This is a genomic window from Streptomyces sp. NPDC029296 (assembly GCF_055569255.1).
In genome coordinates, this window is the sequence record NZ_JBVHXT010000002.1 from 198,891 (window position 1) to 223,794 (window position 24,904).

Annotated in this window: 21 protein-coding genes and 1 riboswitch; of the genes, 13 read left to right on the forward strand and 8 right to left on the reverse strand. The window is 73.0% G+C overall.

Annotation, left to right across the window (positions count from 1 at the left end):
• Positions 1-130: 130 nt before the first annotated feature.
• From ACZ4W9_RS02430 to ACZ4W9_RS02450, 5 genes are all read left to right on the forward strand, one after another.
• Positions 131-1,339 (forward strand): sensor histidine kinase, encoded by a 1,209-nt coding sequence (locus tag ACZ4W9_RS02430; protein WP_467932611.1) that lies wholly within the window; start codon positions 131-133, stop codon positions 1,337-1,339.
• 250 nt (positions 1,340-1,589) lie between these two features.
• Positions 1,590-2,915 carry a sensor histidine kinase gene (locus ACZ4W9_RS02435; RefSeq protein WP_467932765.1) on the forward strand — a complete coding sequence of 442 codons (1,326 nt, stop codon included), beginning with the start codon at positions 1,590-1,592 and terminating at the stop codon, positions 2,913-2,915.
• Positions 2,916-3,818: 903 nt separating this feature from the next.
• On the forward strand, positions 3,819-4,478 hold the full coding sequence (locus tag ACZ4W9_RS02440; protein WP_467932766.1) for a LuxR C-terminal-related transcriptional regulator: 660 nt from the start codon (positions 3,819-3,821) through the stop codon (positions 4,476-4,478).
• A 270-nt stretch (positions 4,479-4,748) separates the two neighbouring features.
• On the forward strand, positions 4,749-6,677 hold the full coding sequence (locus tag ACZ4W9_RS02445; RefSeq protein WP_467932613.1) for a 2-oxoacid:acceptor oxidoreductase subunit alpha: 1,929 nt from the start codon (positions 4,749-4,751) through the stop codon (positions 6,675-6,677).
• Positions 6,670-7,731: a 2-oxoacid:ferredoxin oxidoreductase subunit beta gene (locus ACZ4W9_RS02450; protein ID WP_467932614.1), complete on the forward strand. Its 1,062-nt coding sequence runs from the start codon at positions 6,670-6,672 to the stop codon at positions 7,729-7,731. The genes ACZ4W9_RS02445 and ACZ4W9_RS02450 overlap by 8 nt, the downstream gene beginning before the upstream one ends.
• A gap of 13 nt (positions 7,732-7,744) precedes the next feature.
• Here ACZ4W9_RS02450 and ACZ4W9_RS02455 read toward each other — a convergent pair whose 3' ends face one another.
• Positions 7,745-8,167 (reverse strand): winged helix-turn-helix transcriptional regulator, encoded by a 423-nt coding sequence (locus ACZ4W9_RS02455; protein ID WP_467932615.1) that lies wholly within the window; start codon positions 8,165-8,167, stop codon positions 7,745-7,747.
• Positions 8,168-8,262: 95 nt separating this feature from the next.
• On the opposite strand from ACZ4W9_RS02455, the gene ACZ4W9_RS02460 reads away from it, so the two are divergent.
• From ACZ4W9_RS02460 to ACZ4W9_RS02470, 3 genes are all read left to right on the forward strand, one after another.
• Complete coding sequence (locus tag ACZ4W9_RS02460; protein WP_467932616.1) at positions 8,263-9,117, forward strand: SDR family oxidoreductase; 855 nt, start codon at positions 8,263-8,265, stop codon at positions 9,115-9,117.
• 147 nt (positions 9,118-9,264) lie between these two features.
• A complete protein-coding gene (gene rarD / locus ACZ4W9_RS02465) occupies positions 9,265-10,221 on the forward strand; it encodes an EamA family transporter RarD (protein WP_467932618.1) in 957 nt (318 codons plus the stop codon).
• 50 nt (positions 10,222-10,271) lie between these two features.
• Positions 10,272-10,739, forward strand: coding sequence for a VOC family protein (locus tag ACZ4W9_RS02470; protein ID WP_467932619.1), 468 nt, complete (start codon positions 10,272-10,274; stop codon positions 10,737-10,739).
• A gap of 43 nt (positions 10,740-10,782) precedes the next feature.
• Here the strand turns inward: ACZ4W9_RS02470 and ACZ4W9_RS02475 are convergent, their stop codons facing one another.
• Complete coding sequence (locus ACZ4W9_RS02475) at positions 10,783-11,874, reverse strand: hypothetical protein (RefSeq protein WP_467932620.1); 1,092 nt, start codon at positions 11,872-11,874, stop codon at positions 10,783-10,785.
• A gap of 209 nt (positions 11,875-12,083) precedes the next feature.
• Between ACZ4W9_RS02475 and ACZ4W9_RS02480 the strand changes: the two genes are divergently transcribed.
• Positions 12,084-12,671, forward strand: coding sequence for a flavodoxin family protein (locus ACZ4W9_RS02480; RefSeq protein ID WP_467932622.1), 588 nt, complete (start codon positions 12,084-12,086; stop codon positions 12,669-12,671).
• A gap of 31 nt (positions 12,672-12,702) precedes the next feature.
• On the opposite strand, the gene ACZ4W9_RS02485 is transcribed toward ACZ4W9_RS02480, so the two are convergent.
• The 4 genes from ACZ4W9_RS02485 to ACZ4W9_RS02500 form a co-directional block, all read right to left on the reverse strand.
• Positions 12,703-13,587: an ABC transporter permease gene (locus tag ACZ4W9_RS02485; protein WP_467932623.1), complete on the reverse strand. Its 885-nt coding sequence runs from the start codon at positions 13,585-13,587 to the stop codon at positions 12,703-12,705.
• A complete protein-coding gene (locus ACZ4W9_RS02490) occupies positions 13,574-14,662 on the reverse strand; it encodes an ABC transporter ATP-binding protein (protein ID WP_467932624.1) in 1,089 nt (362 codons plus the stop codon). The genes ACZ4W9_RS02485 and ACZ4W9_RS02490 overlap by 14 nt, the downstream gene beginning before the upstream one ends.
• A 33-nt stretch (positions 14,663-14,695) precedes the next feature.
• The gene (locus ACZ4W9_RS02495) at positions 14,696-15,895 is read right to left on the reverse strand and encodes a LolA family protein (protein ID WP_467932626.1); all 1,200 of its coding nucleotides are present in this window, start codon (positions 15,893-15,895) and stop codon (positions 14,696-14,698) included.
• Between the two features lie 396 nt (positions 15,896-16,291).
• Positions 16,292-17,302 carry a polyprenyl synthetase family protein gene (locus ACZ4W9_RS02500; protein WP_467932627.1) on the reverse strand — a complete coding sequence of 337 codons (1,011 nt, stop codon included), beginning with the start codon at positions 17,300-17,302 and terminating at the stop codon, positions 16,292-16,294.
• Positions 17,303-17,894: 592 nt separating this feature from the next.
• A riboswitch (cyclic di-AMP (ydaO/yuaA leader) is annotated at positions 17,895-18,071 on the forward strand.
• A gap of 2 nt (positions 18,072-18,073) precedes the next feature.
• Between ACZ4W9_RS02500 and ACZ4W9_RS02505 the strand changes: the two genes are divergently transcribed.
• Complete coding sequence (locus ACZ4W9_RS02505) at positions 18,074-18,562, forward strand: transglycosylase SLT domain-containing protein (protein ID WP_467932628.1); 489 nt, start codon at positions 18,074-18,076, stop codon at positions 18,560-18,562.
• A 29-nt stretch (positions 18,563-18,591) separates the two neighbouring features.
• Here ACZ4W9_RS02505 and ACZ4W9_RS02510 read toward each other — a convergent pair whose 3' ends face one another.
• Positions 18,592-19,404: an HAD family hydrolase gene (locus ACZ4W9_RS02510; RefSeq protein ID WP_467932629.1), complete on the reverse strand. Its 813-nt coding sequence runs from the start codon at positions 19,402-19,404 to the stop codon at positions 18,592-18,594.
• Between the two features lie 304 nt (positions 19,405-19,708).
• On the opposite strand from ACZ4W9_RS02510, the gene fahA reads away from it, so the two are divergent.
• The gene (gene fahA / locus ACZ4W9_RS02515) at positions 19,709-20,926 is read left to right on the forward strand and encodes a fumarylacetoacetase (RefSeq protein ID WP_467932631.1); all 1,218 of its coding nucleotides are present in this window, start codon (positions 19,709-19,711) and stop codon (positions 20,924-20,926) included.
• 192 nt (positions 20,927-21,118) lie between these two features.
• Positions 21,119-22,057, forward strand: a complete 939-nt coding sequence (locus ACZ4W9_RS02520; protein ID WP_467932632.1) for a M56 family metallopeptidase — start codon at positions 21,119-21,121, stop codon at positions 22,055-22,057.
• Between the two features lie 28 nt (positions 22,058-22,085).
• Here ACZ4W9_RS02520 and recQ read toward each other — a convergent pair whose 3' ends face one another.
• On the reverse strand, positions 22,086-24,071 hold the full coding sequence (recQ, locus tag ACZ4W9_RS02525; protein WP_467932633.1) for a DNA helicase RecQ: 1,986 nt from the start codon (positions 24,069-24,071) through the stop codon (positions 22,086-22,088).
• Positions 24,072-24,282: 211 nt separating this feature from the next.
• On the opposite strand from recQ, the gene ACZ4W9_RS02530 reads away from it, so the two are divergent.
• A complete protein-coding gene (locus ACZ4W9_RS02530) occupies positions 24,283-24,885 on the forward strand; it encodes a Uma2 family endonuclease (RefSeq protein ID WP_467932635.1) in 603 nt (200 codons plus the stop codon).
• Positions 24,886-24,904: the final 19 nt, after the last annotated feature.

The following is a 24,904-nucleotide window of genomic DNA, read 5'->3' on the forward strand; positions in this document are numbered from 1 at the left end:
TAAAGAGCGGGTAAGCGGCCCGTCACGCCGCGGGACGGCCCGGACGGGCCGGGGGTGGGGTTTTCCCCCGGCGGGGCAGGGCGGTGTACCGCATGGCGGGAACGGTGCCGGACACGGCAGGCTGACCAGCATGACCGCTCCCAGCCCCGCCGCCGCCCCGAGCGCCGGCACCGACGCAGACGACGGCCCCGACGGCTCGCACCGGCTGCCCCCGCCCCGGCCGGCCTACGACGCGCACACCTGGAAGGAGATCGCGCACCTGCTGCTGAACCTGCCGGTGGCGGTGTTCGGCTTCACGTACGCGGTCACCGTGCTGGCCGTCGGCGGCGCCCTCACCCTCACCGTGATCGGGCTTCCGCTGCTCGCGTTCTCCCTGCTCGTCTCCCGGCAGCTGGGCAAGGTGGAGCGGGCCCGGGCCCGGGCGCTGCTCGGGGTGCGGGTGGAGGAGCCGTCGCCGCTGCCGTTCGCCCGGAGCGGGGGGCCGGTGCAGCGGGTGTGGATGGCGCTGAAGGATCCGGTGGGCTGGCGCACCCTGCTGTACGACGTGATCCGGCTGCCGTGGGGCATCCTCACCTTCGTCACCGTGCTGACCTCGCTGTTCGTGCTGTGGCCGGTGCTGCCGTATCTGGCGCGGCTGATGGCGAACCTGGACCGGGCGATGGTGCGCGGGCTGCTGTCGCCCTCGGACGAGCTGGAGCGCCGGATCGCCGAACTGGAGTCCGACCGCGGGGTCGTGGTGGACACGGCGGCGGCGGATCTGCGCCGGATCGAGCGGGATCTGCACGACGGGGCCCAGGCCCGGCTGGTCAACCTGGCGATGGGGCTGGGTCTGGCCAAGGAGAAGCTGACGGAGGACCCCGACACGGCGGCGGCGATGGTGGAGGAGGCGCACGGCGAGGTGAAGCTGGCCCTCCAGGAGCTGCGCGATCTGGCCCGGGGCATCCACCCGGCCGTGCTCACCGACCGCGGCCTGGACGCGGCGCTGTCGTCCGTCGCCTCCCGCTGCACGGTGCCGGTGAAGGTGAGCGTGGACCTGCCGGCCCGGCCGGCGGCGGCCATCGAGGGCATCGCCTACTTCACCGTCTCCGAGCTGCTGCAGAACGTCAGCAAGCACAGCGGGGCCCGCACCGCCTCGGTCGACGCCTGGCGGGCGGACGACCGGCTGATCCTCCAGGTCCGGGACGACGGCCGGGGCGGCGCCCGGCTCGACGCGGGCAGCGGCATGCGAGGCCTCGCGGAGCGGCTGGGCGCGGTGGACGGCCTGTTCGTGGTCGACTCCCCGGCCGGCGGCCCCACGGTGGTGACGGCGGAACTGCCCTGGCGGGACCGGCAGGAGTAACCGCCGCGCAGGGGCCGGGTGCGGCGGTTGGGTGGTCTCGCACGGCCCCCGGACGGGCCGTACGCGGGACCGGGCTCGGCCGCGCGCGGGGACCCGACCGAGCCGCGCGGGGAGACCGAGCGGCCGGTACGGGGTGGGGAAAACCCCCCGTACGAGACGCCGACGGCCTCCATGTCCCCGGAGCACGCGACGGACCACCCTGGAAGTACGGCGGGACCACCGCATGGACGAGCAGAACGGGACGACACCGATGGCCACGGAGTACGGACAGGGGTACGCCTACCGGAGCGAACGGCCGCACCGGCTGCCGGCCGGGCTGCGGGCGCCGTTCGAGGCGCGCAGCTGGCGGGAGTTCGGGTACGTGCTGCTGAGCCTGCCGATCGCCGTCGTGCTGTTCTGCTGGACGGTGACGATGGTCTCCCTCGGCGCGGGCCTGCTGGTGACCTTCCTCGGCATCCCGGTGCTGGCGGCGGCGCTGGCCGGGTGCCGGGGCTTCGGGGTGCTGGAGCGGGCGCGGGCGCGCGGTCTGCTGGACGTGCGGGTGGCCGACCCGGAGCCGCTGCGTCCGGGCAAGCCGGGCCCGGTGGCCTGGATGGGCGCGGTCCTGAAGAGCGGCTCGTCCTGGCGGCAGGCGCTGTACACGCTGGTGCAGTTCCCGTGGGCGGTGTTCTCGTTCTCGGTGGTGGTGACCTTCTGGTCCCTCGGCTGGTCGCTGCTGACGTACCCGCTGTGGTTCTGGGTGCTCCCGGTCTACGCCGGCCAGAGCGGTATCCAGCTGTACGGCGACAGCCACCACAGCGTCTACGTGGACAACCCGTTCGAGATCGCGCTGGCCGCGCTGGTCGGGCTGGTGTTCACGCTGGTCAACCCGTGGCTGGTGCGAGCGTTGACGACGGTGGACGGGCTGCTGGTGCGGGGGCTGCTCGGGCCGTCGCCGCTGTCGGCGCGGGTGGTGGAGCTGGAGTCGGACCGGGGTGCCGTGATCGACACCGCCGCCGCCGATCTGCGCCGCATCGAGCGGGCCCTGCACGACGGCGCCCAGGCCCGGCTGGCCGGTCTGGCCATGGACCTGGGACTGGCCAAGGAGAAGCTGCGGGAGGATCCGCGGGCGGCGGCGCGGATGGTGGAGGAGGCGCACGGCGAGGTGAAGACGGCCCTCCAGGAGCTGCGCGACCTCGCGCGGGGCATCCACCCGGCCGTGCTCACCGACCGCGGCCTGGACGCGGCGCTGTCGTCGGTCGCCTCCCGCTGCGCGGTGCCGGTGCGGGTGGAGGTCGACCTGCCGGCCCGGCCGGCGGCGGCCATCGAGGGCATCGCCTACTTCACCGTCTCCGAGCTGCTGCGCAATGTCGGCGAGCACAGCGGGGCCCGCACCGCCTCGGTCGACGTGTGGCGGGCGGACGACCGGCTGATGCTCCAGGTGAGCGACGACGGCGTGGGCGGCGCGGACCTCGCCCGTGGCTCGGGGCTGGCCGGACTCGCGGCCCGGCTGGACGCGGTGGACGGCGTCCTCGTGATCGACTCCCCGTCCGGCGGCCCCACCCGGGTCATCGCGGAACTCCCCTGGCGCACCTGAGCACCAGGCCGTACGTACGGCCCCGGCTCCCGCCCTGTCGCGGCGGGGGCGCACCGCCGGCCCCGGTCCGGCCCGCGACCGACGTGCCCGCCTCCGTACCCCCCTGCCCCCACCTCCGGAACCACCCCTGCCGAGTCGGGCCCGCCCCCGGCCGGACCGAGGCCGCCCCGCCTGGCCCCGGATCATTCCCGGGTCCGGCAGTGAACGGACCCGTCCGGCGGGGGAAACGGCGGGCCCGGCCGAGGACCGAAGGGCCCGGCGGAGGGTCGACAGGTCCAGCCGAGGATCACCGAGCCCGGCCGCCGATCGACCCGACCGGCCGAGGACCGACGGATCCGGCCGAGGATCACCGAGCCCGGCCGCCGATCGACCCGACCGGCCGAGAACCGACGGATCCGGCCGCGGATCGACCCGACGGCCGCAGACCACAGAGCCCGGCAGGGAATCGGCCCGACAACCGCAGACCAAAGGGCCCGGCGGGGAGTCGACCCGACGGCCGAGGACCGAAGAGTCCGGCAGGGAACCGACCCGACGGCCGCAGGCCGAAAGGCCCGGCGGAGGGTCGACAGGTCCAGCCGAGGATCACCGAGCCCGGCCGGCGATCGGCCCGTCCAACCGAGGGATCGGCGGGTCCGGCCGGAAATCGACGTGTCGCCGCCTGGACGTTCCCCCGGAACGGCGGGTCCTTCCCCCGTCGCGGCCGGGGACAACCCGCCCAGCCCCGGATCTTTCCCCTGGCGCGGTCGGGGGTCAACGCGTCCGCTCCCTGATCTTTCCCCTGGTACGGCGGCGCTTCCGGCCGAAGCCTGGAATGCTGGTGGTCCGTAAGGCGGCGGGCGGCCGGGGGCGGACGCCGCCGTGACGGATCGCGCTGTGGGGGACCGGAAGATCGTGGAGGACAGGGTGCGAGTGGTCATCGCCGAGGACTCGGTGCTGCTCAGAGAGGGCCTGACCCGGCTGCTGACCGACCGCGGGCACGACGTCGTGGCCGGCGTCGGCGACGCGGACGCGTTGGTGAAGACCATCGCCGACCTGGACGGCCGCGGTGAGCTGCCCGACGTGGTCGTGGCGGACGTACGGATGCCGCCGACGCACACCGACGAGGGCGTCCGCGCGGCCGTGACGCTGCGCCGGCTGCACCCGGGGCTCGGGGTGCTCGTGCTGTCGCAGTACGTGGAGGAGCGTTACGCCACCGAGCTGCTGGCCGGTTCCAGCCGGGGCGTGGGCTATCTGCTCAAGGACCGGGTCGCGGACGTACGGGAGTTCGTCGACGCGGTGGTGCGGGTGGCCGAGGGCGGCACGGCGCTGGACCCGGAGGTGGTCGCGCAGCTGCTCGGCCGCAGCCGCAAGCAGGACGTGCTGGCCGGACTGACCCCCCGGGAGCGCGAGGTGCTCGGGCTGATGGCGGAGGGACGGACGAACTCGGCGATCGCCCGGCAGCTGGTGGTCAGCGACGGCGCCGTGGAGAAGCACGTCAGCAACATCTTCCTGAAGCTCGGCCTGGCCCCGAGCGACGGTGACCACCGACGGGTACTGGCCGTGCTCACCTATCTGAACTCCTGAGCGGGCCCCTCGGGCAGGCCCGGGAACAGGGCCCGTACGGGGCGGCCGCGGGAGCAAACCTGAAGACGCGCGGAAGCGCCGTGAGCGGCGCTTCCGTGATGCGGGACATGATGTGAAGCCAGCGCGACAGGCCCTCTCGAAAATGTCGTCCGATCCGCGGATGGCCTCGGGAGGGCGACCCTGACCGACGTAGGGTTGATCCTGGGATGGTCCGTGGGACGACCATGACGACCAGGCCCCGGACAGCCGCCTCGAAGGAGGTCCAGTTCAGTGACCAGCCAGGTCAGCAGCCCAGCGGAGCAGACCGACGGAACCGTCGTGGGAGAGCAGCGCAAACCGGGCGACGCGAAGGACGTGCGGCGCCTGGACCGGGTGATCATCCGGTTCGCGGGGGACTCGGGTGACGGCATGCAGCTCACCGGTGACCGGTTCACCTCGGAGACCGCTTCCTTCGGCAACGACCTCTCCACGCTCCCGAACTTCCCCGCGGAGATCCGTGCCCCCGCCGGCACGCTGCCCGGGGTCTCGTCCTTCCAGCTCCACTTCGCCGACCACGACATCCTCACCCCCGGGGACGCGCCGAACGTCCTGGTGGCGATGAACCCGGCCGCTCTGAAGGCCAACGTCGGCGACCTCCCGCGCGGCGCCGAGCTCATCGTCAACACCGACGAGTTCACCAAGCGGGCCCTGCAGAAGGTCGGTTACGCGAGCGACCCGCTGCACGACGGCTCCCTCGACGGCTACCACCTCCACCCCGTGCCGCTGACCACCCTGACGGTGGAGGCGCTCAAGGAGTTCGACCTCTCCCGCAAGGAGGCCGAGCGCAGCAAGAACATGTTCGCCCTCGGTCTGCTGTCCTGGATGTACCACCGGCCCACCGAGGGCACGGAGAAGTTCCTGAAGTCCAAGTTCGCCAGGAAGCCGGAGATCATGGCGGCGAACATCGCCGCGTTCCGGGCGGGCTGGAACTTCGGCGAGACCACGGAGGACTTCGCGGTCTCCTACGAGGTCGCCCCGGCCGCCAAGGCGTTCCCCGTGGGCACCTACCGCAACATCTCCGGCAACCTCGCCCTGGCCTACGGCCTGATCGCGGCCTCCCGCCAGGCGGACCTGCCGCTGTTCCTGGGCTCGTACCCGATCACCCCGGCCTCGGACATCCTGCACGAACTGTCCCGGCACAAGAACTTCGGGGTGCGCACCTTCCAGGCCGAGGACGAGATCGCGGGCATCGGCGCTGCGCTCGGCGCGGCCTTCGGCGGCTCCCTGGCCGTGACCACCACCTCGGGACCCGGCGTCGCCCTGAAGTCGGAGACGATCGGGCTGGCGGTCTCGATGGAGCTGCCGCTGCTGGTGGTGGACATCCAGCGCGGCGGCCCCTCCACGGGTCTGCCGACCAAGACCGAGCAGGCCGACCTGCTCCAGGCGATGTACGGGCGCAACGGCGAGGCCCCGGTGCCCGTCGTGGCGCCGCGCACCCCGGCGGACTGCTTCGACGCCGCCCTGGAGGCCGCCCGGATCGCGCTGACCTACCGCACGCCGGTGATGCTGCTGTCGGACGGCTATCTGGCCAACGGCTCCGAGCCGTGGCGCATCCCGGAGCCGGAGGAACTGCCGGATCTGCGCGTGCGGTTCGCGCAGGCGCCGAACCACACGCTGGCCGACGGCAGCGAGGTGTTCTGGCCGTACAAGCGGGATCCGCAGACCCTGGCCAGACCGTGGGCGATCCCGGGCACCCCGGGCCTGGAACACCGCATCGGCGGCATCGAGAAGCAGGACGGCACGGGGAACATCTCCTACGACCCGGCCAACCACGACTTCATGGTCCGCACCCGGCAGGCCAAGATCGACGGCATCGACGTGCCGGACGTGGAGGTCGACGACCCGCACGGCGCGACGACGCTCGTCCTCGGCTGGGGCTCCACCTACGGCCCCATCACCGCCGCCGTACGACGGCTGCGGACGGCCGGCGAATCGATCGCCCAGGCCCACCTGCGCCACCTCAACCCCTTCCCGCGCAACCTCGGCACGGTCCTGAAGGGCTACGACAAGGTCGTGATCCCCGAGATGAACCTCGGGCAGCTCGCCACCCTGATCCGGGCGGAGTACCTGGTGGACGCCCACTCCTACAACCAGGTCAACGGCATGCCGTTCAAGGCGGAACAGCTCGCCGCGGCGCTGAAGGAGGCCATCGATGACTGACGCCACCAACGGGCTGCTCCAGCTGGTCCCCAAGGCCGAGGCCAAGCAGTCGATGAAGGACTTCAAGTCGGACCAGGAGGTGCGCTGGTGCCCCGGCTGCGGTGACTACGCGATCCTGGCGGCCGTGCAGGGCTTCATGCCCGAACTGGGCCTGGCCCGGGAGAACATCGTCTTCGTCTCCGGCATCGGCTGCTCCTCCCGCTTCCCGTACTACATGAACACCTACGGGATGCACTCCATCCACGGCCGCGCCCCCGCCATCGCCACGGGCCTGGCCGCCTCCCGCCGCGACCTGAGCGTCTGGGTCGTCACCGGCGACGGCGACGCCCTGTCCATCGGCGGCAACCACCTCATCCACGCCCTGCGCCGCAACGTCAACCTGAAGATCCTGCTGTTCAACAACCGGATCTACGGCCTGACCAAGGGCCAGTACTCGCCCACCTCCGAGGTCGGCAAGATCACCAAGTCCACGCCGATGGGCTCGCTGGACGCGCCCTTCAACCCGGTGTCGCTGGCGATCGGTGCCGAGGCGTCCTTCGTGGCCCGCACCATCGACTCCGACCGCAAGCACCTCACCGAGGTACTGCGCGCCGCGGCCGCCCACCCGGGCACCGCGCTGATCGAGATCTACCAGAACTGCAACATCTTCAACGACGGCGCCTTCGACGCGCTGAAGGACAAGCAGCGGGCCGACGAAGCGCTGATCCGGCTGGAGCACGGGCAGCCGATCCGGTTCGGCGCCGACGGGGCGAGGGGCGTCGTGCGCGACCGGGCCACCGGCGACCTGGAGGTGGTCACCGTGACGCCGGAGAACGAGGCGGACATCCTGGTCCACGACGCCCACGCCGCGTCCCCGACCACCGCCTTCGCCCTGTCCCGGCTCGCCGACCCGGACACCCTGCACCACACCCCCATCGGTGTGTTCCGCTCGGTCGAGCGGCCGGTCTACGACACCCTGATGGCCGAGCAGCTCGACACCGCCGTGGAACAGCGCGGCAAGGGCGACCTCGCCGCGCTGCTGGCGGGCGGGGACACCTGGACGGTCGTCGGCTGACCCACCCGCCGACTCACGAGGCCCGGGACCGCGCGTCCCGGGCCTCGTCGTACGCCCGGCGGGCCTCCTCGACCCGGTCCATGCGGTCGCGCGTCCACCGGGCGAGGGCCCGCACCTGCTGTGCCGCCTCGCGGCCGAGGCCGGTGAGCGAGTAGTCCACGCGGGGCGGGATGACCGGCCTGGCGTCCCGGTGCACCAGTCCGTCGCGCTCCAGGGTCTGGAGGGTCTGGGTGAGCATCTTCTCGCTGACGGTCCGGCCGGCCGAGACGCCGACCGCCCGGCGCAGCTCGCTGAACCGGTGGGGCCGCTCCAGCAGCTCGATCAGCACGAGGACGCCCCAGCGACTGGTGACGTGCTCCAGGACGAGGCGGTACGGGCACAGCGCCTCGGCGTCCGCCCCACTCCTGCTTACCGCCCCACCCTTGCTTACCGACATGCCAGTACCTTACTTCAAAGTGGGTACTTTCCATTCCACAGCGCCGCCTTTACGGTGAGTGTCATCAAGGCATCCCACCAAGGAGTCGCGGAACCATGAGCATCGTCGTCACCGGAGCCACCGGCCACCTCGGCCGCCATGTCGTCGGGCAGTTGCTGGAGAAGGTCCCGGCGGAGCGGATCACCGCCGTCGTACGGGACCCGGCCAAGGGCGCCGACCTCGCCGCGCGGGGCGTGCGGCTGGCCGTCGCCGACTACAACGCGCCCGAGACCCTCGACGGCCTGTTCGCGGCCGGCGACAAGGTGCTGCTGATCTCGGGCAGCGAGGTCCACAAGGACCGGGTGCGCCAGCACACCGCCGTCATCGACGCGGCGAAGGCGGCCGGCGTGGCGCTGCTCGCCTACACCAGCGCCCCCGGCACCCTGACGGCCGCGCTGGCGGACGACCACCGGGCCACCGAGAAGGTGCTGCTCGCCTCCGGCGTGCCCTACACCCTGCTGCGCAACGGCTGGTACCACGAGAACTACACCGAGCACCTGGCGCCGGTGCTGGAGCACGGCGCGGTGGTGCAGGCCGCCGGCGACGGCCGGGTCTCCTCGGCCGCCCGCGCCGACTACGCCGCCGCCGCGGTCGCGGTGCTGACCGGCGAGGGCCACGAGAACGCGACGTACGAGCTGGGCGGCGACGAGGCGTGGAGCTTCGCCGAGTACGCGGCCGAGCTGAGCCGGCAGACCGGCCGGGAGATCACCTACCGGCCGGTCTCGGTGGAGGACCTCACCGGCATCCTGACCGGCGCCGGGCTGCCCGCTCCGGTGGCCGGGCTCCTCGCGGCCGTGGACGCCTCGATCGCCGAGGGCGAGCTGGTCGTCTCCTCCGGCGACCTGTCCCGGCTGACCGGTCGTCCCACCACCCCGCTGGCGCAGGCGGTCGCGGCCGCGCTGAAGGGCTGACCCGGGCCGGCCGGAAGCCGCGCCACACCCGCACCACCCTCCCCTGTCATGACCGTATGACGAAACGAACATGACATCGGAGGGCGCCCGGCGCTACCTTCGTGCTCGCGCGACCGCACGGTTCACGCGAGCACGAAGGAGGGGCCGGTGGCCGGGAAGTCCGAGGGTGAGCACCGTACAGGCCTGCTGAACGGCTTCGCCGCCTACGGGATGTGGGGCCTGGTGCCCCTGTTCTGGCCGCTGCTGAAACCGGCCGGGGCCGCGGAGATCCTCGCCCACCGGATGGTGTGGTCCCTGGTGGTGGTCGCCGTCGCGCTGCTCTTCGTGCGCCGCTGGGCCTGGGCCGGGGAACTGCTGCGCCGGCCCCGGCGGCTCGGCCTGGTCGCCGTGGCGGCGGCCGTGATCACCGTCAACTGGGGCGTGTACATCTGGGCGGTCAACGCGGGCCATGTCGTGGAGGCCTCGCTCGGCTACTTCATCAACCCGCTGGTCACCATCGCGATGGGCGTGCTCCTCCTCAAGGAGCGGCTGCGGCCCGCGCAGTGGGCGGCGGTCGCGGTCGGCCTCGCCGCCGTCGTCGTCCTGACCGTCGGCTACGGCCGCCCGCCGTGGATCTCCCTCTGCCTCGCCTTCTCCTTCGCCACCTACGGGCTGGTGAAGAAGAAGGTCGACCTCGGCGGGGTGGAGTCGCTGGCCGCCGAGACCGCGATCCAGTTCCTGCCGGCGCTCGGCTACCTGATCTGGCTGGCCGCCCGGGGGAACGCCACGTTCGCGGCGGAGGGCGCCGGACACGCCGCGCTGCTCGCCTCCACCGGCCTCGTCACCGCGGTGCCGCTGGTCTGCTTCGGCGCAGCCGCGATCCGCGTGCCCCTGTCCACCCTGGGCCTGTTGCAGTACCTGGCGCCGGTCTTCCAGTTCCTGCTCGGCATCCTCTACTTCCACGAGGCCATGCCGCCCGAGCGGTGGGCCGGGTTCGCCCTGGTCTGGCTGGCGCTGGTGCTGCTCACGGGCGACGCGCTGCGCTTGACCCGGCGCCCGCGCCGGCTCCCCCTGCCGGCGCCCCGCCCCGCCGAGACCCCCGCGTCGGCCCCGGCCGACGTCTGACTGGACGGAACGGACCCTTCCGTCCAGGCCGGCGGCTATAAGTGGGAGCCATGACCACACAGGCGCCCGCCCCACTGCACTGGAAACTCGTCATCGACGCGGCCGACCCGCACGGCCAGGCCGACTTCTGGGCCGCCGCGCTGCACTACACCGCCGAGGACAACAGCGCCCTCGTCGAACGGCTGCTGTCCGCCGGCGCGCTGCCCGGACAGGCCACCGTCGAGTACCACGGGCGGCCCGCCTTCCGCGACCTGATCGCCGTACGGCACCCCGACGACCCGTACGACCCCGAGACCGGCACCGGGCTCGGCCGGCGGCTGCTGTTCCAGCGGGTGCCGGAGGCGAAGACAGGCAAGAACCGCCTCCACCTCGACCTGCACGCCGGCCCCGGGCGGCGCGCGGAGGAAGTGGCACGCCTGGAGGCGCTGGGGGCCCGGGTGGTCCGGGAGGTACGGGAGCCCGGAGGCGAGTGGGTCCTGATGCGGGACCCGGAGGGCAACGAATTCTGCGTGCAGTAACCCCGCGGACCGCGCCCCCGGGCGGGGTCCGGGGTCTCGGCCGCTACGCCTGCGCCGCCTTGGCCGCGCGGTCGGCCAGCCGGACCATGCGGGCGCGGGCGGCCTCCAGCGGGCGCGGATCGTCCGCCGCGGGGCCCGGCTCGGCGGTGAGCTCCGCCCACAGGCCGATCAGGTCGCGGCCCAGCCGCAGGCCCTCCTCGGGGTCGCGCACGGCACGCCAGGCGGTCGCCGCGCTCCGCACGTTGCCGTAGGCGGCCGCCCCGTCCCGGGCCTCGCGGCGCAGCCGGGCGAGGTCCAGCGACAACCGGCAGGCGCGCACCGGGTCGTCCGCCAGATAGGCGATGTAGGCGGACAGTTCGCGCACGTGCAGCACTTCGGCGTGGTGCGGGCCGAACACGGCCGACGCCTCGGCGAGCGTCCGCTCGGCCAGCTGGGCCGCCGCGTCGATACGGCCCGCCCGCACGGCCTCGTTGATCCGGCCCAGCGGCTCGGCGAGCAGCTCCGCGCCCTCGGCGGTCTCGGTCAGCGGCCCGTCCCCGAGCACCTCCTCGGCGACCGCGTCGAAGCCGCGGGCCGGGGTGTGGGCGGGGGCCGGCTCGTCGACGGGCGAGCCGAAGACCGCGGCCAGGTCCACGCCCGCGCCCGCGTACGAAGCCACCGCACCCGTACCCGAGGCCGGGGGCGCACCCGGTGCCGTGCCCGAGCCCGGCGTGACCGGCGCGACGGCGGGTGCCGGCCGGGCGTCCATCACGGGCGGGGGCCCGAACCGGCCGGCCGGCGTCCGCTCGGCGGTGCCCGGCCCCGTCGCCTCCACGGACGCCGCGCCCGGTGTCCGGCGCGCGGCCAGCGGTACCGGTTCGCCGGTCATCCGGCTGGAGCCGTCCGCCGAGACCTCCAGCGGGACCACACAGCCCGCGAGGTCGTCGTGGATGGTGGCCCGTATGGGGGCGCCGACGCTGATGGCCAGGCTCTGGAGGCGGTTCAGGACGGCCTGCTGGATCTCCTCGCCCGGCGCCGCGACGACCGGCACCCCGTCCACCGAGGCGCTCCCCGCGCCGTACACCCGGACGGGCACCGCCGCCGGGTACTCCGCGGTCCGCGGCGCCCGCTTCTTCTCGAAGCTGAGTCCAGCCATCGGTGTCCCTCCAGTCCCCCGGCGTCGCGATCCGGTCGTACGCATCCTGTCCACCAGTGTGTCGGCTGCCCACGCCCACCGCGTCACCGCGGCGTCACAGCCTCGCATCAGCCGCCTTGGCGGCATAAACCCTGGCGCCGATTAGTTGCGCATGCATAAGATGCACACGCCTTGTTCGTTGGTACGACCTGACGCACCTGGGGGACCACATGGACCGCCGTTTTCTCTTCGTCCTGGGCAGCGCCCGCACCGAGGGCAACACCGAGTCGCTGGCCCGCCGGGCCGCCGAGCAGCTCCCCGACGGAGTCGAACAGCGCTGGATCGACCTCACGGAACAGCCGCTGCCCGACTTCGAGGACCTGCGGCACGACAGCGACCACGTACGGCCGCCGTCCGGCACCCCGGCCGGTGTGCTGCTGGACGCCACGCTCGCGGCCACGGACATCGTGATCGCCTCGCCGGTGTACTGGTACTCGGTCTCCGCCCAGACCAAGCGCTACCTCGACTACTGGTCCGGCTGGCTGCGCACCCCGGGCCTGGACTTCAAGGCGCGGATGGCCGGGCGCACCCTCTGGGGCGTCGCCGCGCTCGCGGACGAGGAGCTGTCCGTGGCCGACCCCTACGCCGGCACCCTGCGCAACTCGGCCGCCTACATGGGGATGCGGTTCGGCGGGGTGCTGCTGGGCAGCGGCAGCAAGCCCGGGGACGTGCTGAACGACACCGGTGCGCTGGCGCGCGCCAAGACGTTCTTCGCGCAGGACGCGCCCCTCGCGCGCTTCCCGTACGAGACCGCCTAGAGGCCGCCGTCCGGGCCCCGGGCGGCGGCCTCTAGGCGGTGATGTCCTTCGCCGTGAACCGGGCCCACGCCGCCGAGCCGAACACGGCCGCGTACAGCGCCTGGAGGCCGAGGTCGCGCAGCAGGTCGTCCCAGTAGACGGGGTCGCGCATCAGGTCGGCGAACGACAGCCAGTAGTGCGAGAAGAGGTACGGCTGAACCGCGTGCAGCTGGGGTATCTGGTCGACGATCTGCACGGTGATGAGCAGGCCGACCGTGGTCGCCATCGCCGCGATGCCGCTGTTGGTGAGGGTCGACACGAACAGGCCGACGGCCGCGACCCCCACCAGGGAGGCCGCGACGACCAGGGCGATCAGCAGCGCGCGGGCCAGCCCCTCGCCGAGGCCGATCCGGGTGCCGGAGATCGTCGTCAGCTCGCCGAGCGGGAACAGCAGCGCGCCGACGGCCAGCGCCGAGACGGCGACCACCAGGGTGGCCAGCAGGCAGAAGGCCAGCACGGTCGCGTACTTGGTCAGCAGCAGCCGGGTGCGGCCGGCCGGGGCCACCAGCAGATAGCGCAGGGTGCCCGCGCCCGCCTCCCCGGCGATCGCGTCGCCGGCGACGACGCCGACCGCCATCGGCAGGAAGAACGGCAGGGTCGCGGCCAGCGCGGTGAACACCAGGAACAGCCCGTTGTTGGTGATCTGCGCGATGAAGGCCGGTCCCTCGCCGCTCCCGCCGCTCACCCGTCCGCCGCCCCGGGTCTCGATCCGCACCGCGATCCCGACCAGCACCGGCACCGCGGCCAGCACCCCGAGCAGGGCGAGCGTGCGCCACCGCCGGACGGTGGTGACGAATTCGCCGCGCAGCAGCCCGAGGGCCCACAGCGGGTTCGGCCGGCGCACGGCGACGGCCTCGGACGACTCAGCCCGCGACATCGAAACCCTCCCCGGTCAGTGCCACGAACGCGTCCTCCAGCGAGGCCCGTTCGACGGTCAGGCCCCGGACCCGGACCCCGGCCGTGACCAGGGCCGCGGTCACCTCCGCGAGGTCCCGGCCGGGCGGTTCGCCGGTGACCCGGTCGCCGTCGGCGGCCACGTCCCCGACGCCCAGCTCCTTCAGCACCCGGGCCGCCTCGGCGGGGTCCGGGGTGGTCACCACCAGCCGGCCGCGGGCCCCGGCCGCCAGGTCGGCCACCGCGCCCTGGGTGACGAGCCGGCCCCGCGCCATGACCGCCGCGTGGGTGCACACCTGCTCGATCTCGTCCAGCAGGTGGGAGGAGAGGAAGACGGTCGTGCCGTCGGCGGCCAGTTCCCTGACCAGGGTGCGGATCTCGCGCATGCCCTGGGGGTCGAGGCCGTTGGTGGGCTCGTCCAGGACGAGCAGCCGGCGCGGCTGGAGCAGCGCGGCGGCCAGGCCCAGGCGCTGCTTCATGCCGAGCGAGTACGCCTTCGCCTTCTTGCCGGCGGCCGCCGCGAGGCCGACCCGGTCCAGCGCGGCGGCCACGCGCGCGCGCCGGGTGCGCGGGTCGGCGGTGGGGTCGGCGGAGTCGTAGCGCAGCAGGTTGTCCCGGCCGGAGAGGAAGCCGTACAGGGCGGGGCCCTCGATGAGCGCGCCGACCTGCGGCAGGACCGTACGGGCCGAGCGGGGCATGGGGCGGCCCAGCACCCGGACCGTGCCCGCGGTCGGCTCGATGAGGCCCATCAGCATGCGGATGGTGGTGGTCTTCCCGGAGCCGTTCGGACCGAGGAAGCCGAAGACGCTGCCCGCCGGGACGGCCAGGTCGAGACCGTCCACGGCGAGCTGCCCGCCGCGGTAGCGCTTGGTGAGCCCGCGCGTGTCGATGACACTCGCCGGGCCGCCCTCCGGCACGCCCCCGCGCTCGTCCCCGGGGGCGTTCCGTTCCGGCGCACCCGCCGGGGACGGGCCCTCCGGCGGGCGCGCGGGCGGGTCTTCCGGAGCGTGCGCAGGCGTGCGCTCCGCAGCGCGGTCCGCGGTGGACGGCTCGTCCATCGGCTTCCCCTCGTTTCGTCGGTCCCGGTGGGGTCACTTCCCCGCGTCGGCCGCCTTCACCAGGGTCTCCTTCGTCACCAGGCCGGCGTACACCTTGCCGTCGTCGGTGATCAGGGCGTTGACCAGGCGGGTGGAGAAGACCGTGCCCTTGCCGAACTTCCCCGAGACCGGGTCGCCGAGCGAGCCGAGGAAGCCGCCGAGGGCACCCTCCTGGGAACCGGTCGGCAGGCCGCCCTTGGCGCCGGTGTCGAGGCTCGCGACGGACGTCCAGCCCTCGCCGAGGACGTCCAGCCCCTTCAGGCCCCCGGCGAAGTCCTCGCCGTGCTCCGGGGCCGGCGCCTTGGTCGCCGTGTCCTTCTCCTCGGTGACCCGCGCGCCCTTCGGCGGGGTGAAGTCGAAGACGGAGGCGGCCGGCCGGGCGAACGAGACCTGGGTGAAGCCGGCGTCGACCACGGCGGCCCCGCCGCTCCTCGGGGTGAGCGTGAACTTCAGCGGCGTCCACGTCTTCGCGTCCACGGCGATGCTGATCGCGCCGACCGTGGTGCCGGACTGCCGGGGCTTGATCAGCAGCTTGTAGGCGTCGCGGCCGGCGACCTGCGCGGTGCCGTCGACGGTGACGGACGTGGTGCCGTCCACCGACTTCAGGGCCTCGTCGGCGAAGTCCTCGGGCGTGGCCGGCGGCTCGGCGCGGCGCTCCTTGCCGGATCCGGCCGCGGTGGAGTGGTAGACCTCGTTGCTCTTGCTGTCGTAGCCCCAGACGTCCTTGCCGTCGTGGACGAGGCTGTACTCGGCGCCGCGCTCCAGCAGTGACACCTTCTGCCGGTCCGGGCCGTCGGCCGCGATCCGCAGGGTGTGCATGCCGGACGCCAGCTCGGTGAACCGGGACTTCGGGTCGGCGGAGGAGCCGTCCCCGGAGCCGTCCCGGTCCCCGCCGGAGAGCAGGCCGTCCTCCAGGCCGCCGAGGTCGGGCAGGCCGAGATCTGTGGTGATCTTCACGGTGCCGGACAGCTGCCGCACGTCCGACGCGGCCATCTTCTCGATCAGCTGCTGTGCGGTGATCTTCGGCAGGTCGGGGTCGCCGGAGTCGGCGAGCGCCGGGACGAGCCCGATCGTGGCCGCCGCCACCCCCACCACCGCGACCGGGACGGCGTACCGGGCGGCTGTGCGCCGGCCGGAGCGCGGCTCCTCGTCGCGTGCGGCGCCCACTGTGTCGTCGGATTCGTACGGTGCCATGTGTGCCTTACCTCCGTCGTCGGCGGCGGCCGTTCTCACGCTGGTCAACCCTGAGCCGCCATTCTCACCCGAATCGGTGAGGAGTGGTGATATCCGTGGCTTCCATATGACCAAATCGGCGGCGCGGAAGCGTCAGCCCTCGGAGGCAACCGCGTCTACGCCTGCGGTATGACACCCGGCGGCCGGATCCTCCCCGACCCGTAAGGGTCACAGGGAGCCGCGGCCCTGTGAGGGACGCCGGGACGGGGGGAGGACCGGCCTCTGACGGTACGCCCGCAGTCGTACGGCGGTACGACGGCCGGCCGGGCGAGGGTGTGACCGTACGAACGTCAGCCGAGCGGGTGATACGGCGGTCGCCCGGAAGCACTCCGGGTCCGGCCGGCGGGGCCGGGCCGGTCAGCCGGCGCGGTGGACCACCGCGTCGCACAGCTCCACCAAGGCGGCCTTGGCGTCGCACTCCGGCAGCGGGGCGAGCGCGGCCCGCGCCTCCTCCGCGTACCGGACGGTGTCCCGGCGGGCCTGCTCCAGCGCGGGGTGGGCGCGCAGCGCGGCCAGCGCCCGGGCGTGCCGGGCGTCGTCGCCGAGGTCGGAGTCCAGCAGCTCGCACAGCGCGATGTCCTCGGCCAGTCCGAGCCGGGCGGCCCGCTCGCGCAGCCGGAGCACCGGCAGGGTCGGGATGCCCTCGCGCAGGTCGGTCCCCGGAGTCTTGCCGGACTCGTGGGAGTCGGAGGCGATGTCCAGGACGTCGTCCGCCAGCTGGAAGGCGACGCCGAGCCGCTCGCCGTACTGGGTGAGCACGTCCACGACCCGCTCGCCCGCGCCGGACATCATCGCGCCGAACCGGCAGGACACCGCGACCAGGGAGCCGGTCTTGCCGGCCAGCACGTCCAGGTAGTGCTCGACCGGGTCACGGCCGTCCGAGGGGCCCGCGGTCTCCAGGATCTGCCCGGTGACCAGGCGTTCGAACGCCAGGGCCTGCACCCGGACCGCCTCCGGGCCGAGGTCGGCGAGGATCTGGGAGGCACGCGCGAAGAGGAAGTCGCCGGTGAGGACCGCGACGGAGTTGCCCCAGCGGGTGTTGGCGCTGTCCACCCCGCGGCGCACGGCCGCCTCGTCCATGACGTCGTCGTGGTACAGCGTGGCCAGGTGGGTCAGCTCCACGACCACGGCCGAGGGCACCACCCCCGGCGCGTACGGGTCGCCGAACTGGGCGGCGAGCATCACGAGCAGTGGCCGGAATCGTTTCCCGCCGGCCCGTACGAGGTGCTGCGCGGCCTCGGTGATGAACGGGACCTCGCTCTTGGTGGCATCGAGCAAGCCTTCCTCGACAGCCGCCAATCCGGCCTGGACATCGGCTTCGAGAGCCTGGTCCCGCACGCTCAGCCCGAACGGCCCGACGACGGTCACGAGGGGTCTCCTGTCTGCTGGTGTCTGCTGGCGATTACACGGTTTGTCGATAGGTCGCTGCCATCACTCAAGTCAGCGTATCCGGTCCTGTTTCGATCACCGATAGCGCCCACCGGTCCAGCTCGGGTGGTATCGAACCATGACCGGCATGGTTTTGATCACACGGTAATAAGGGACATATATCGACTTAACGGTAATCCGGATGCCGTGTCGCGACCTCTCCACACCTTCCTCACCCTCGCCTTCCCCTCGCCGCCCCTACGACAACGACGGGCATCGCACCCCGGGTTCCATCACGACTCGGACTTCAGACCTGAATCCCACTAATCCCCCATGTCTGATTTGAAGCCTTTTGCCATTTCGTGAATTGGGTCACGCGCCCGACCGGCCCACTCCTCACACCCCATCCCCCTCCGACCCTTGCCCCGTCGGCGAGTTGGGGATTGGCGATCGCAAAGGATCAAGTACCTCATACGGAGTCGATCAAGGCCAAATGGCGCATTGGGTGAATCCGGTACTTGTTCCCGACATGTGCTCTCGCATACGTTCCGGGCCGTCGGGCGGACGCCTAATCCTGCCGCCGCCCGCGCAACCCATTCACGAACTCATTCGTACGGCAGGAGCGGGGGACCCAGGTAAGCCGCCGCGCCGGACGGCATGCGCCGCGCCGGCACGGCTCGGGGTGAAGCCGTGCCTCCTCCCGGGCACGGCCGGGCGCCTCCCCGCCCGAACCCGACAGCTCACCTCGCAGGCGCCGGAGAGGAACTTTCGATGCCCGCTGCCGCTCAGCACCGCCGTACCCGGAACGCCCGCCTCGTCCGTGCCCTCGCCGCCGCCTGCACCGGCGCCGCCGTCCTCACCCTGCCGCTCATCGGCGCGGGCAGCGCCCTCGCCGCCCCCGCCGCGGCCCCGGCGGTGTCCACCACCCCGGCCGGATACCCGAACACCCTCGACGGCTGGATCCGCGAATCGCTCGCGATCATGGCCGAGAAGAAGATCCCGGGCACCTACAACGGCATCCACCGCAACATCATCCGCGAGTCCTCCGGCAACCCGGCGGCCATCAACCTCTGGGACTCCAACGCGGCCAAGGGCATCCCGTCCAAGGGCCTGCTCCAGGTCATCGACCCGACCTTCAACGCGTACCACGTCGCCGGAACGTCCTTCGACATCTACGACCCGGTCGCGAACATCACCGCCGCCTGCAACTACGCGGCGGACCGCTACGGCTCCATCGACAACGTCTTCGGCGCCTACTGACCGGCCCGGCCGCCGCCCCCTCCCCGTGGTCAGGCGGCCGGGAACAGTCTCTCGAGGACGACGGCGACCCCGTCGTCCTCGTTCGACAGCGTGACTTCGTCGGCCACCGCCTTCAGCTCCGGATGCGCGTCGGCCATGGCGACACCGCGCGCCGCCCAGCGGAACATCGGGATGTCGTTGGGCATGTCGCCGAAGGCTAGGGCCCGTTCGGCGCCGACCCCCAGCCGCTCGGCGGCCAGCGCCAGACCGGTCGCCTTCGTCACCCCGCTCGGCTGGAGCTCCACGGTGCCCGGCCCCGACATGGTGACGCTCGCCAGCGAGCCCACCGCGGAGCGCGCCACGGCCGCCAGCTCGTCGTCGGACAGCTCGGCGTGGCGCAGCAGCACCTTGCTGATGGGCTCGGCCCACAACTCGGCACGCCGGCCGATCCGGACCGCGGGCAGCGTCGGGTGCGGCATCCGGTAGCCCGGCTCGATGAGCGTGAGCCCGTCCACGCCGTCCTGGTCGACCGCCGCGTACACCTGCCCCACCTCCGCCTCGATCTTGCCGAGCGCGGTCTCCGCCAGCTCCCGGTCCAGCCGGACCGACCACAGCAGACGGCCGGTTCGGGCGTCGTAGACCTGCGCGCCCTGACCGCACACGGCCAGTCCGGTGCGGCCGAGGCGCGCGAGCAGGGGCCGTACCCGGGGCGCCGGGCGGCCGGTGACCACCAGGTGCCGGGCCCCGGCCCGCGCCACCCGGGCGAGCGCGGCGAGCGACCGGTCGGAGACGGTGTCGTCGCCGCGCAGCAGCGTCCCGTCCAGGTCAGTGGCGATGAGGGCATATGCCGGGGAGGGTGCCATGCCCAGAGAATACGGACACCGGGGCCCGCGGACTCCCCCCTCGTTCCCCGCGATCGCACACCGCGCGGCCCCAAGTCGCCCCCGGCGACGGCCCGATGACGGCCGCACGGTGCCACCCGGGGCCGGCGAGCGGCCGCACGGCCGTCATGCCCCCCGGCCGGCCCCGACGGCGGAAGCGGTTCTCCCGGCCGCCCCGTACGCCCCCCGATGCACTGCCCATGACACGCGTGTCGGCCGTAACGTGTGGCCCGACCACATGGAACGCTTCGCCATGCATGGCACGGATGAGAGTGAGGCAGCACCCATGCCCCCCTTCGACGTCCCCGAGGGCGACCCCTTCGGCCCGCACAACCTCCCCTACGGCGTGTTCTCGCCCCGCGGCAGCACGGAGCGGAGGATCGGCGTCCGGCTCGGGAACCACGTCCTCGACGCGGGCGCCGCGGCGGCGGCGGCCGGCTCGCCCCACCAGGCGCTGCTCGCCGCCCCCACCCTCAACCCGCTGCTGGCCGCCGGCCGCGCCACCTGGTCCGGGGTACGGCGCGCCGTCACGTCCTGGATCACCGACCCGGCCCACCGCCCGACGGTCGAGCCCCTCTTCCACCCCCTGTCCGAGGTGACGCTGCACCTGCCCTTCGAGGTGGCGGACTACGTCGACTTCTACGCCTCGGAGCACCACGCCCGCAACGTCGGCCGGATCTTCCGCCCGGACGCCGAGGACAGCCTCACCCCCAACTGGAAGCACCTGCCGATCGGTTACCACGGCCGCGCCGGCACGGTCGTCGTCTCGGGCACGGACGTCGTACGGCCCTCGGGGCAGCGCAAGAGCCCCGCCGACCCCGCGCCCGTCTTCGGCCCGTCGATCCGGCTGGACATCGAGGCCGAGGTCGGCTTCGTCGTGGGCGTGCCCTCGCGGCAGGGCCGTCCGGTCGCGCTCGGCGACTTCCGCGAGCACGTCTTCGGGCTGTGCCTGCTCAACGACTGGTCCGCGCGGGACGTCCAGGCCTGGGAGTACGTCCCCCTCGGTCCGTTCCTCGGCAAGTCCTTCGCGACCTCGGTGTCGGCGTGGATCACCCCGCTGGAGGCGCTGGAGGACGCCCGCGTGGCACCTCCCGAGCGCACGCACCCGCTACTGCCCTACCTGGACGACACGGCGCCCGGCGTGGAACCCGGCGGCTACGACCTGCGGATCTCCGTCGCGGTCAACGGCCACGTCGTCTCCGAGCCGCCGTTCGCCGCCATGTACTGGACCGCCGCCCAGCAGCTCGCCCACATGACGGTGAACGGCGCCTCGCTGCGCACCGGCGACCTGTACGGCTCGGGCACCGTGAGCGGCCCGGCCGCGGACCAGCGCGGCTCGCTGCTGGAGCTGACCTGGAACGGCCGCGACCCGCTCGAACTCCCGGACGGCGAGCGGACGTTCCTGGTGGACGGGGACGTGGTGACCCTGTCGGCCTGGGCACCCGGCCCGGACGGCCGCCGGGTGGGGCTGGGCGAGGTCACGGGCCGGGTCGTCGCGGACTGAGCCACGGCGCGGCGGGCGGTGCCCGGACGGTCCGGACCGAGTCCGGCCGGATCGTCACCGGCACCTGACTCGCACGCCCTTCTTCGCCATACTGACGGGGACACGCGCACGCACCCTGTGCGGCCGTGCGTCGCGTGCCCCGTACCACCCCGCACCCGCACCCCTTTTCCGACCAGGAACCGGAGCCCCGGCATGACCGTCTGCCTGCTCCTGCTGAGCGTCGTCGCCCTGACCGCCGCCGTGCCGGCGCCGCGTGCGCTGACCCGGGCGTCCTGGCCCGAGCGGGAACCCGTGGTCGCGCTGTGGGTGTGGCAGTGCCTGGTCGCCACCGTCCTGCTGTGCTGCCTGACCGCGCTGGTGCTGGGCGCGGCGGCCGTCTTCCACACCGTCCGCGACCGGGTGTTCGCCCCCGCGCCGCCCGCCGTCACCGCCGCCTACGACCTGTCCACCGCCCCGGTGTGGGCCGCCGCGCTCACCCTGCTGCTGGCCTGCGGGGCCGCCTGGACGACGGCGATGCTGGCCCGGGAACTCTTCGAGGCCCGCCGCAGCCGGGGCCAGGCCCGCGCGCAACTGCGCGAACGCGCCCCCGAGCTGCCGCCGGGGCTGCGGGCGCCGCGCGGGCCGATGCTGGTACTGGAGGACGAGTACCCGGACGCCTGGTGGATGCCGGGGCACCCGCCGCAGCTCGTCGTCACCACGGGGGCGCTGCACCGCCTCACCGACCTCCAGCTCGACGCCGTCCTCACCCATGAGCGCGGTCACGCCCGCGCCCACCACGACTGGCTGCTGCACCTGTCCACGGCGCTCGCCACGGGCTTCCCGCGGGTGCCGCTGTTCGCCCACTTCTGCGACCAGACGCACCGCCTGGTCGAGCTGGCCGCCGACGACGCGGCCTCCCGGCGCTGCGGGCACCTCACCACGGCCCTCGCCCTGATCGAGCTGAACCAGCACCGGGGCGTGCTCTCCTGCGACTCCAGCCGCCATCTGCTGGGCGAGCGTGTCGACCGGCTGCTGGAGCCGCCGCCCCGGCTGCTGCGCCGGCACCGGGCGCTGACCACGACGGTGGCCGCGCTGGTGCCGTTGCTGCCGCTGCTGATCACCTTCGCCCCCGGGCTGTCGGCGCTGTCCTGACGGCACCGCCCCGGCGGGCCGGGGCCTGCTAGACCCAGTCCGGCTCCGGCTCCGGCTCGCCGGACAGCTCGGGCCAGTCCGCGTCCGGTACGTCGGCGTCGGCGGGCGGCACGGCTCCGTCCAGGGAGGCCAGCACCTCGAGGACGCCTTCGCCGTAGGTCACCAGTTTCTTCTCGCCGACGCCGTTCACGGTGCCCAGCTCCCGCACCGAGCCGGGCCGGCGCAGCACGATCTCCCGGAGGGTGGCGTCGTGGAAGATCACGTACGCCGGGACGCCCTGTTCCCGGGCCTGCTCGGCGCGCCAGGCCCGCAGTGCCTCGAAGGCGGGCAGCAGCGCGTCGGGCAGCTCGGCCGCGACGGCCTTGGCCTTGCCGCCACCGGAGCCGCCGGAGGACCGGGACCGGGAGGCGGCCGGCTTCTTCGGCTCCTTGCGCAGCGGCACCTCCCGCTCGCGGCGCAGCACCTCGCCGCTCGCCTCGGTGAGCACCAGCGTGCCGTACTCCCCCTCGACCGCGAGGAGCCCCTGCGCCAGCAGCTGCCGGATGACGCCCCGCCACTCGCCCTCGCCGAGGTCCTGGCCGATGCCGAAGACGGAGAGCTGGTCGTGGTCGAACTGGATCACCTTGCCGGTGCGCTTGCCGAGCAGGATGTCCACGATCTGCACCGCGCCGAACTTCTGCCCGCGCTCCCGCTGCAACCGCACCACCGTGGACAGCACCTTCTGCGCGGCGACCGTGCCGTCCCAGGTCTCCGGCGGGGTGAGGCAGGTGTCGCAGTTGCCGCAGGCCTCGGCGTCGGCGTCCTGGCCGAAGTAGGCGAGCAGCTGGCCGCGCCGGCAGCGGGCGGTCTCGCACAGCGCGAGCATGGCGTCGAGGTGCGCGGCGGCCCGGCGGCGGAAGGCCTCGTCGCCCTCGCCGGACTGGATCAGCTTGCGCTGCTGTATGACGTCGTTCAGGCCGTACGCCATCCAGGCCGTGGACGGCAGTCCGTCGCGGCCCGCGCGGCCGGTCTCCTGGTAGTACCCCTCGATCGACTTGGGCAGGTCCAGGTGGGCGACGAAGCGTACGTCCGGCTTGTCGATGCCCATGCCGAAGGCGATGGTCGCGACCACGACCAGGCCGTCCTCGCGCAGGAACCGGGACTGGTGCGCCGCGCGCGTGGCCGCGTCCAGACCCGCGTGGTACGGCACCGCCTCGACGCCGTTGGCACTCAGGAACTCCGCCGTGCGCTCCACCGAGTTGCGCGAGAGGCAGTAGACGATGCCGGCGTCGCCGGGGTGCTCCTCCCGCAGGAAGGCGAGGAGCTGCTTCTTCGGGTCGGCCTTGGGCACGATCCGGTACTGGATGTTGGGCCGGTCGAAGCTGGCGACGAAGTGCCGGGCCGTCGGCAGGTTCAGCCGCTGGGTGATCTCCTCGTGGGTGGCATGGGTGGCCGTGGCGGTGAGGGCGATCCGCGGGACGTCCGGCCAGCGCTCGCCGAGCAGGGACAGGGCGAGGTAGTCGGGGCGGAAGTCGTGGCCCCACTGGGCCACGCAGTGCGCCTCGTCGATCGCGAAGACGGAGATCTTGCCGCGGGAGAGGAGGTCCAGCGTGGCGTCCAGGCGCAGCCGCTCCGGCGCGAGGTACAGCAGGTCCAGTTCGCCCGCCAGGAACTCGGCCTCGACCGTGCGCCGCTCGTCGAAGTCCTGCGTGGAGTTCATGAAGCCGGCCCGGACACCGAGGGCGCGCAGGGCGTCCACCTGGTCCTGCATCAGCGCGATCAGCGGGGAGATCACCACGCCCGTACCGGGTCTGACCAGGGCGGGGATCTGATAGCACAGTGACTTTCCGCCGCCGGTCGGCATGAGCACGACGGCGTCGCCGCCCGTCACCACGTGCTCGATGATCGCCTGCTGTTCGCCCCGGAAGGCGTCGTATCCGAAGACCCGGTGCAGCGTGGCCAGCGCCTCGCTGTCGGCCGCGCCCGGCCCCTCGGTCACCTGTGGCATCTCGCTGACTCCGCCCATCACGCCCATCGTCCTGTCCCCCGCCGGTCCCCCGTGTGCCGTCCCTCGACCGCTCCCTCAACGATAGGGGCCCGCACCGACAGCCTCGGAGTTATCCACAGGTCGGCCGATGAATCTCACGTCAAGCACGCGAGTGCCGTTCACACGTTCGCGGAAGACCTGCCCGTTTTCCGCCGATACTCTGAACGCACCGGCGAGACTCCGTCCCATGGGAGCACTGATGAGCGTCGCACCGAAGGCGTCCGTGTCCAGCTGGCCGACCCCGCCGAAGGGCGGCTGGACCGCCGACGACCTGGACCGCCTCCCGAATCTTCCTCCGCATACGGAATTGATCGACGGGAGCCTGGTCTTCGTGAGTCCGCAGACGATGTTTCATGTACGGGCTGTCGACTTCTTCAACTGGCAGCTCCAGTCGCTGGCGCCGGAGGAATTCGAGGTCATCCGCGAGTTCACCATCGACATCGACCGCCAGAACAGGCCCGAGCCGGATGTCGTGGTGGTAAGCGCGGACGTGGTGGAGGACTCGCGCCAGACCCGCTTCCCGGCGGAGTCCGTCGTCCTGGCCATCGAAGTCGTCTCAGAGGACTCCGTCTCCCGCGACCGCGAGACCAAGCCCCTCAAATACGCCCGCGCCAAGATCCCCCACTACTGGCGGGTCGAGAACGAGAACGGCCGGGCCGCCGTGCACGTCTTCGAGCTGGAGCCGACGACCGGCACCTACACGAGTACCGGCATCTTCCGCGAGCGGATGAAGCTGGACGTGCCGTTCCCGATGGACCTGGACCTCACCGGGATCAAGACGCGTCGCGACAGGGCTCGGTGATCCCGATGACACGCCGCTG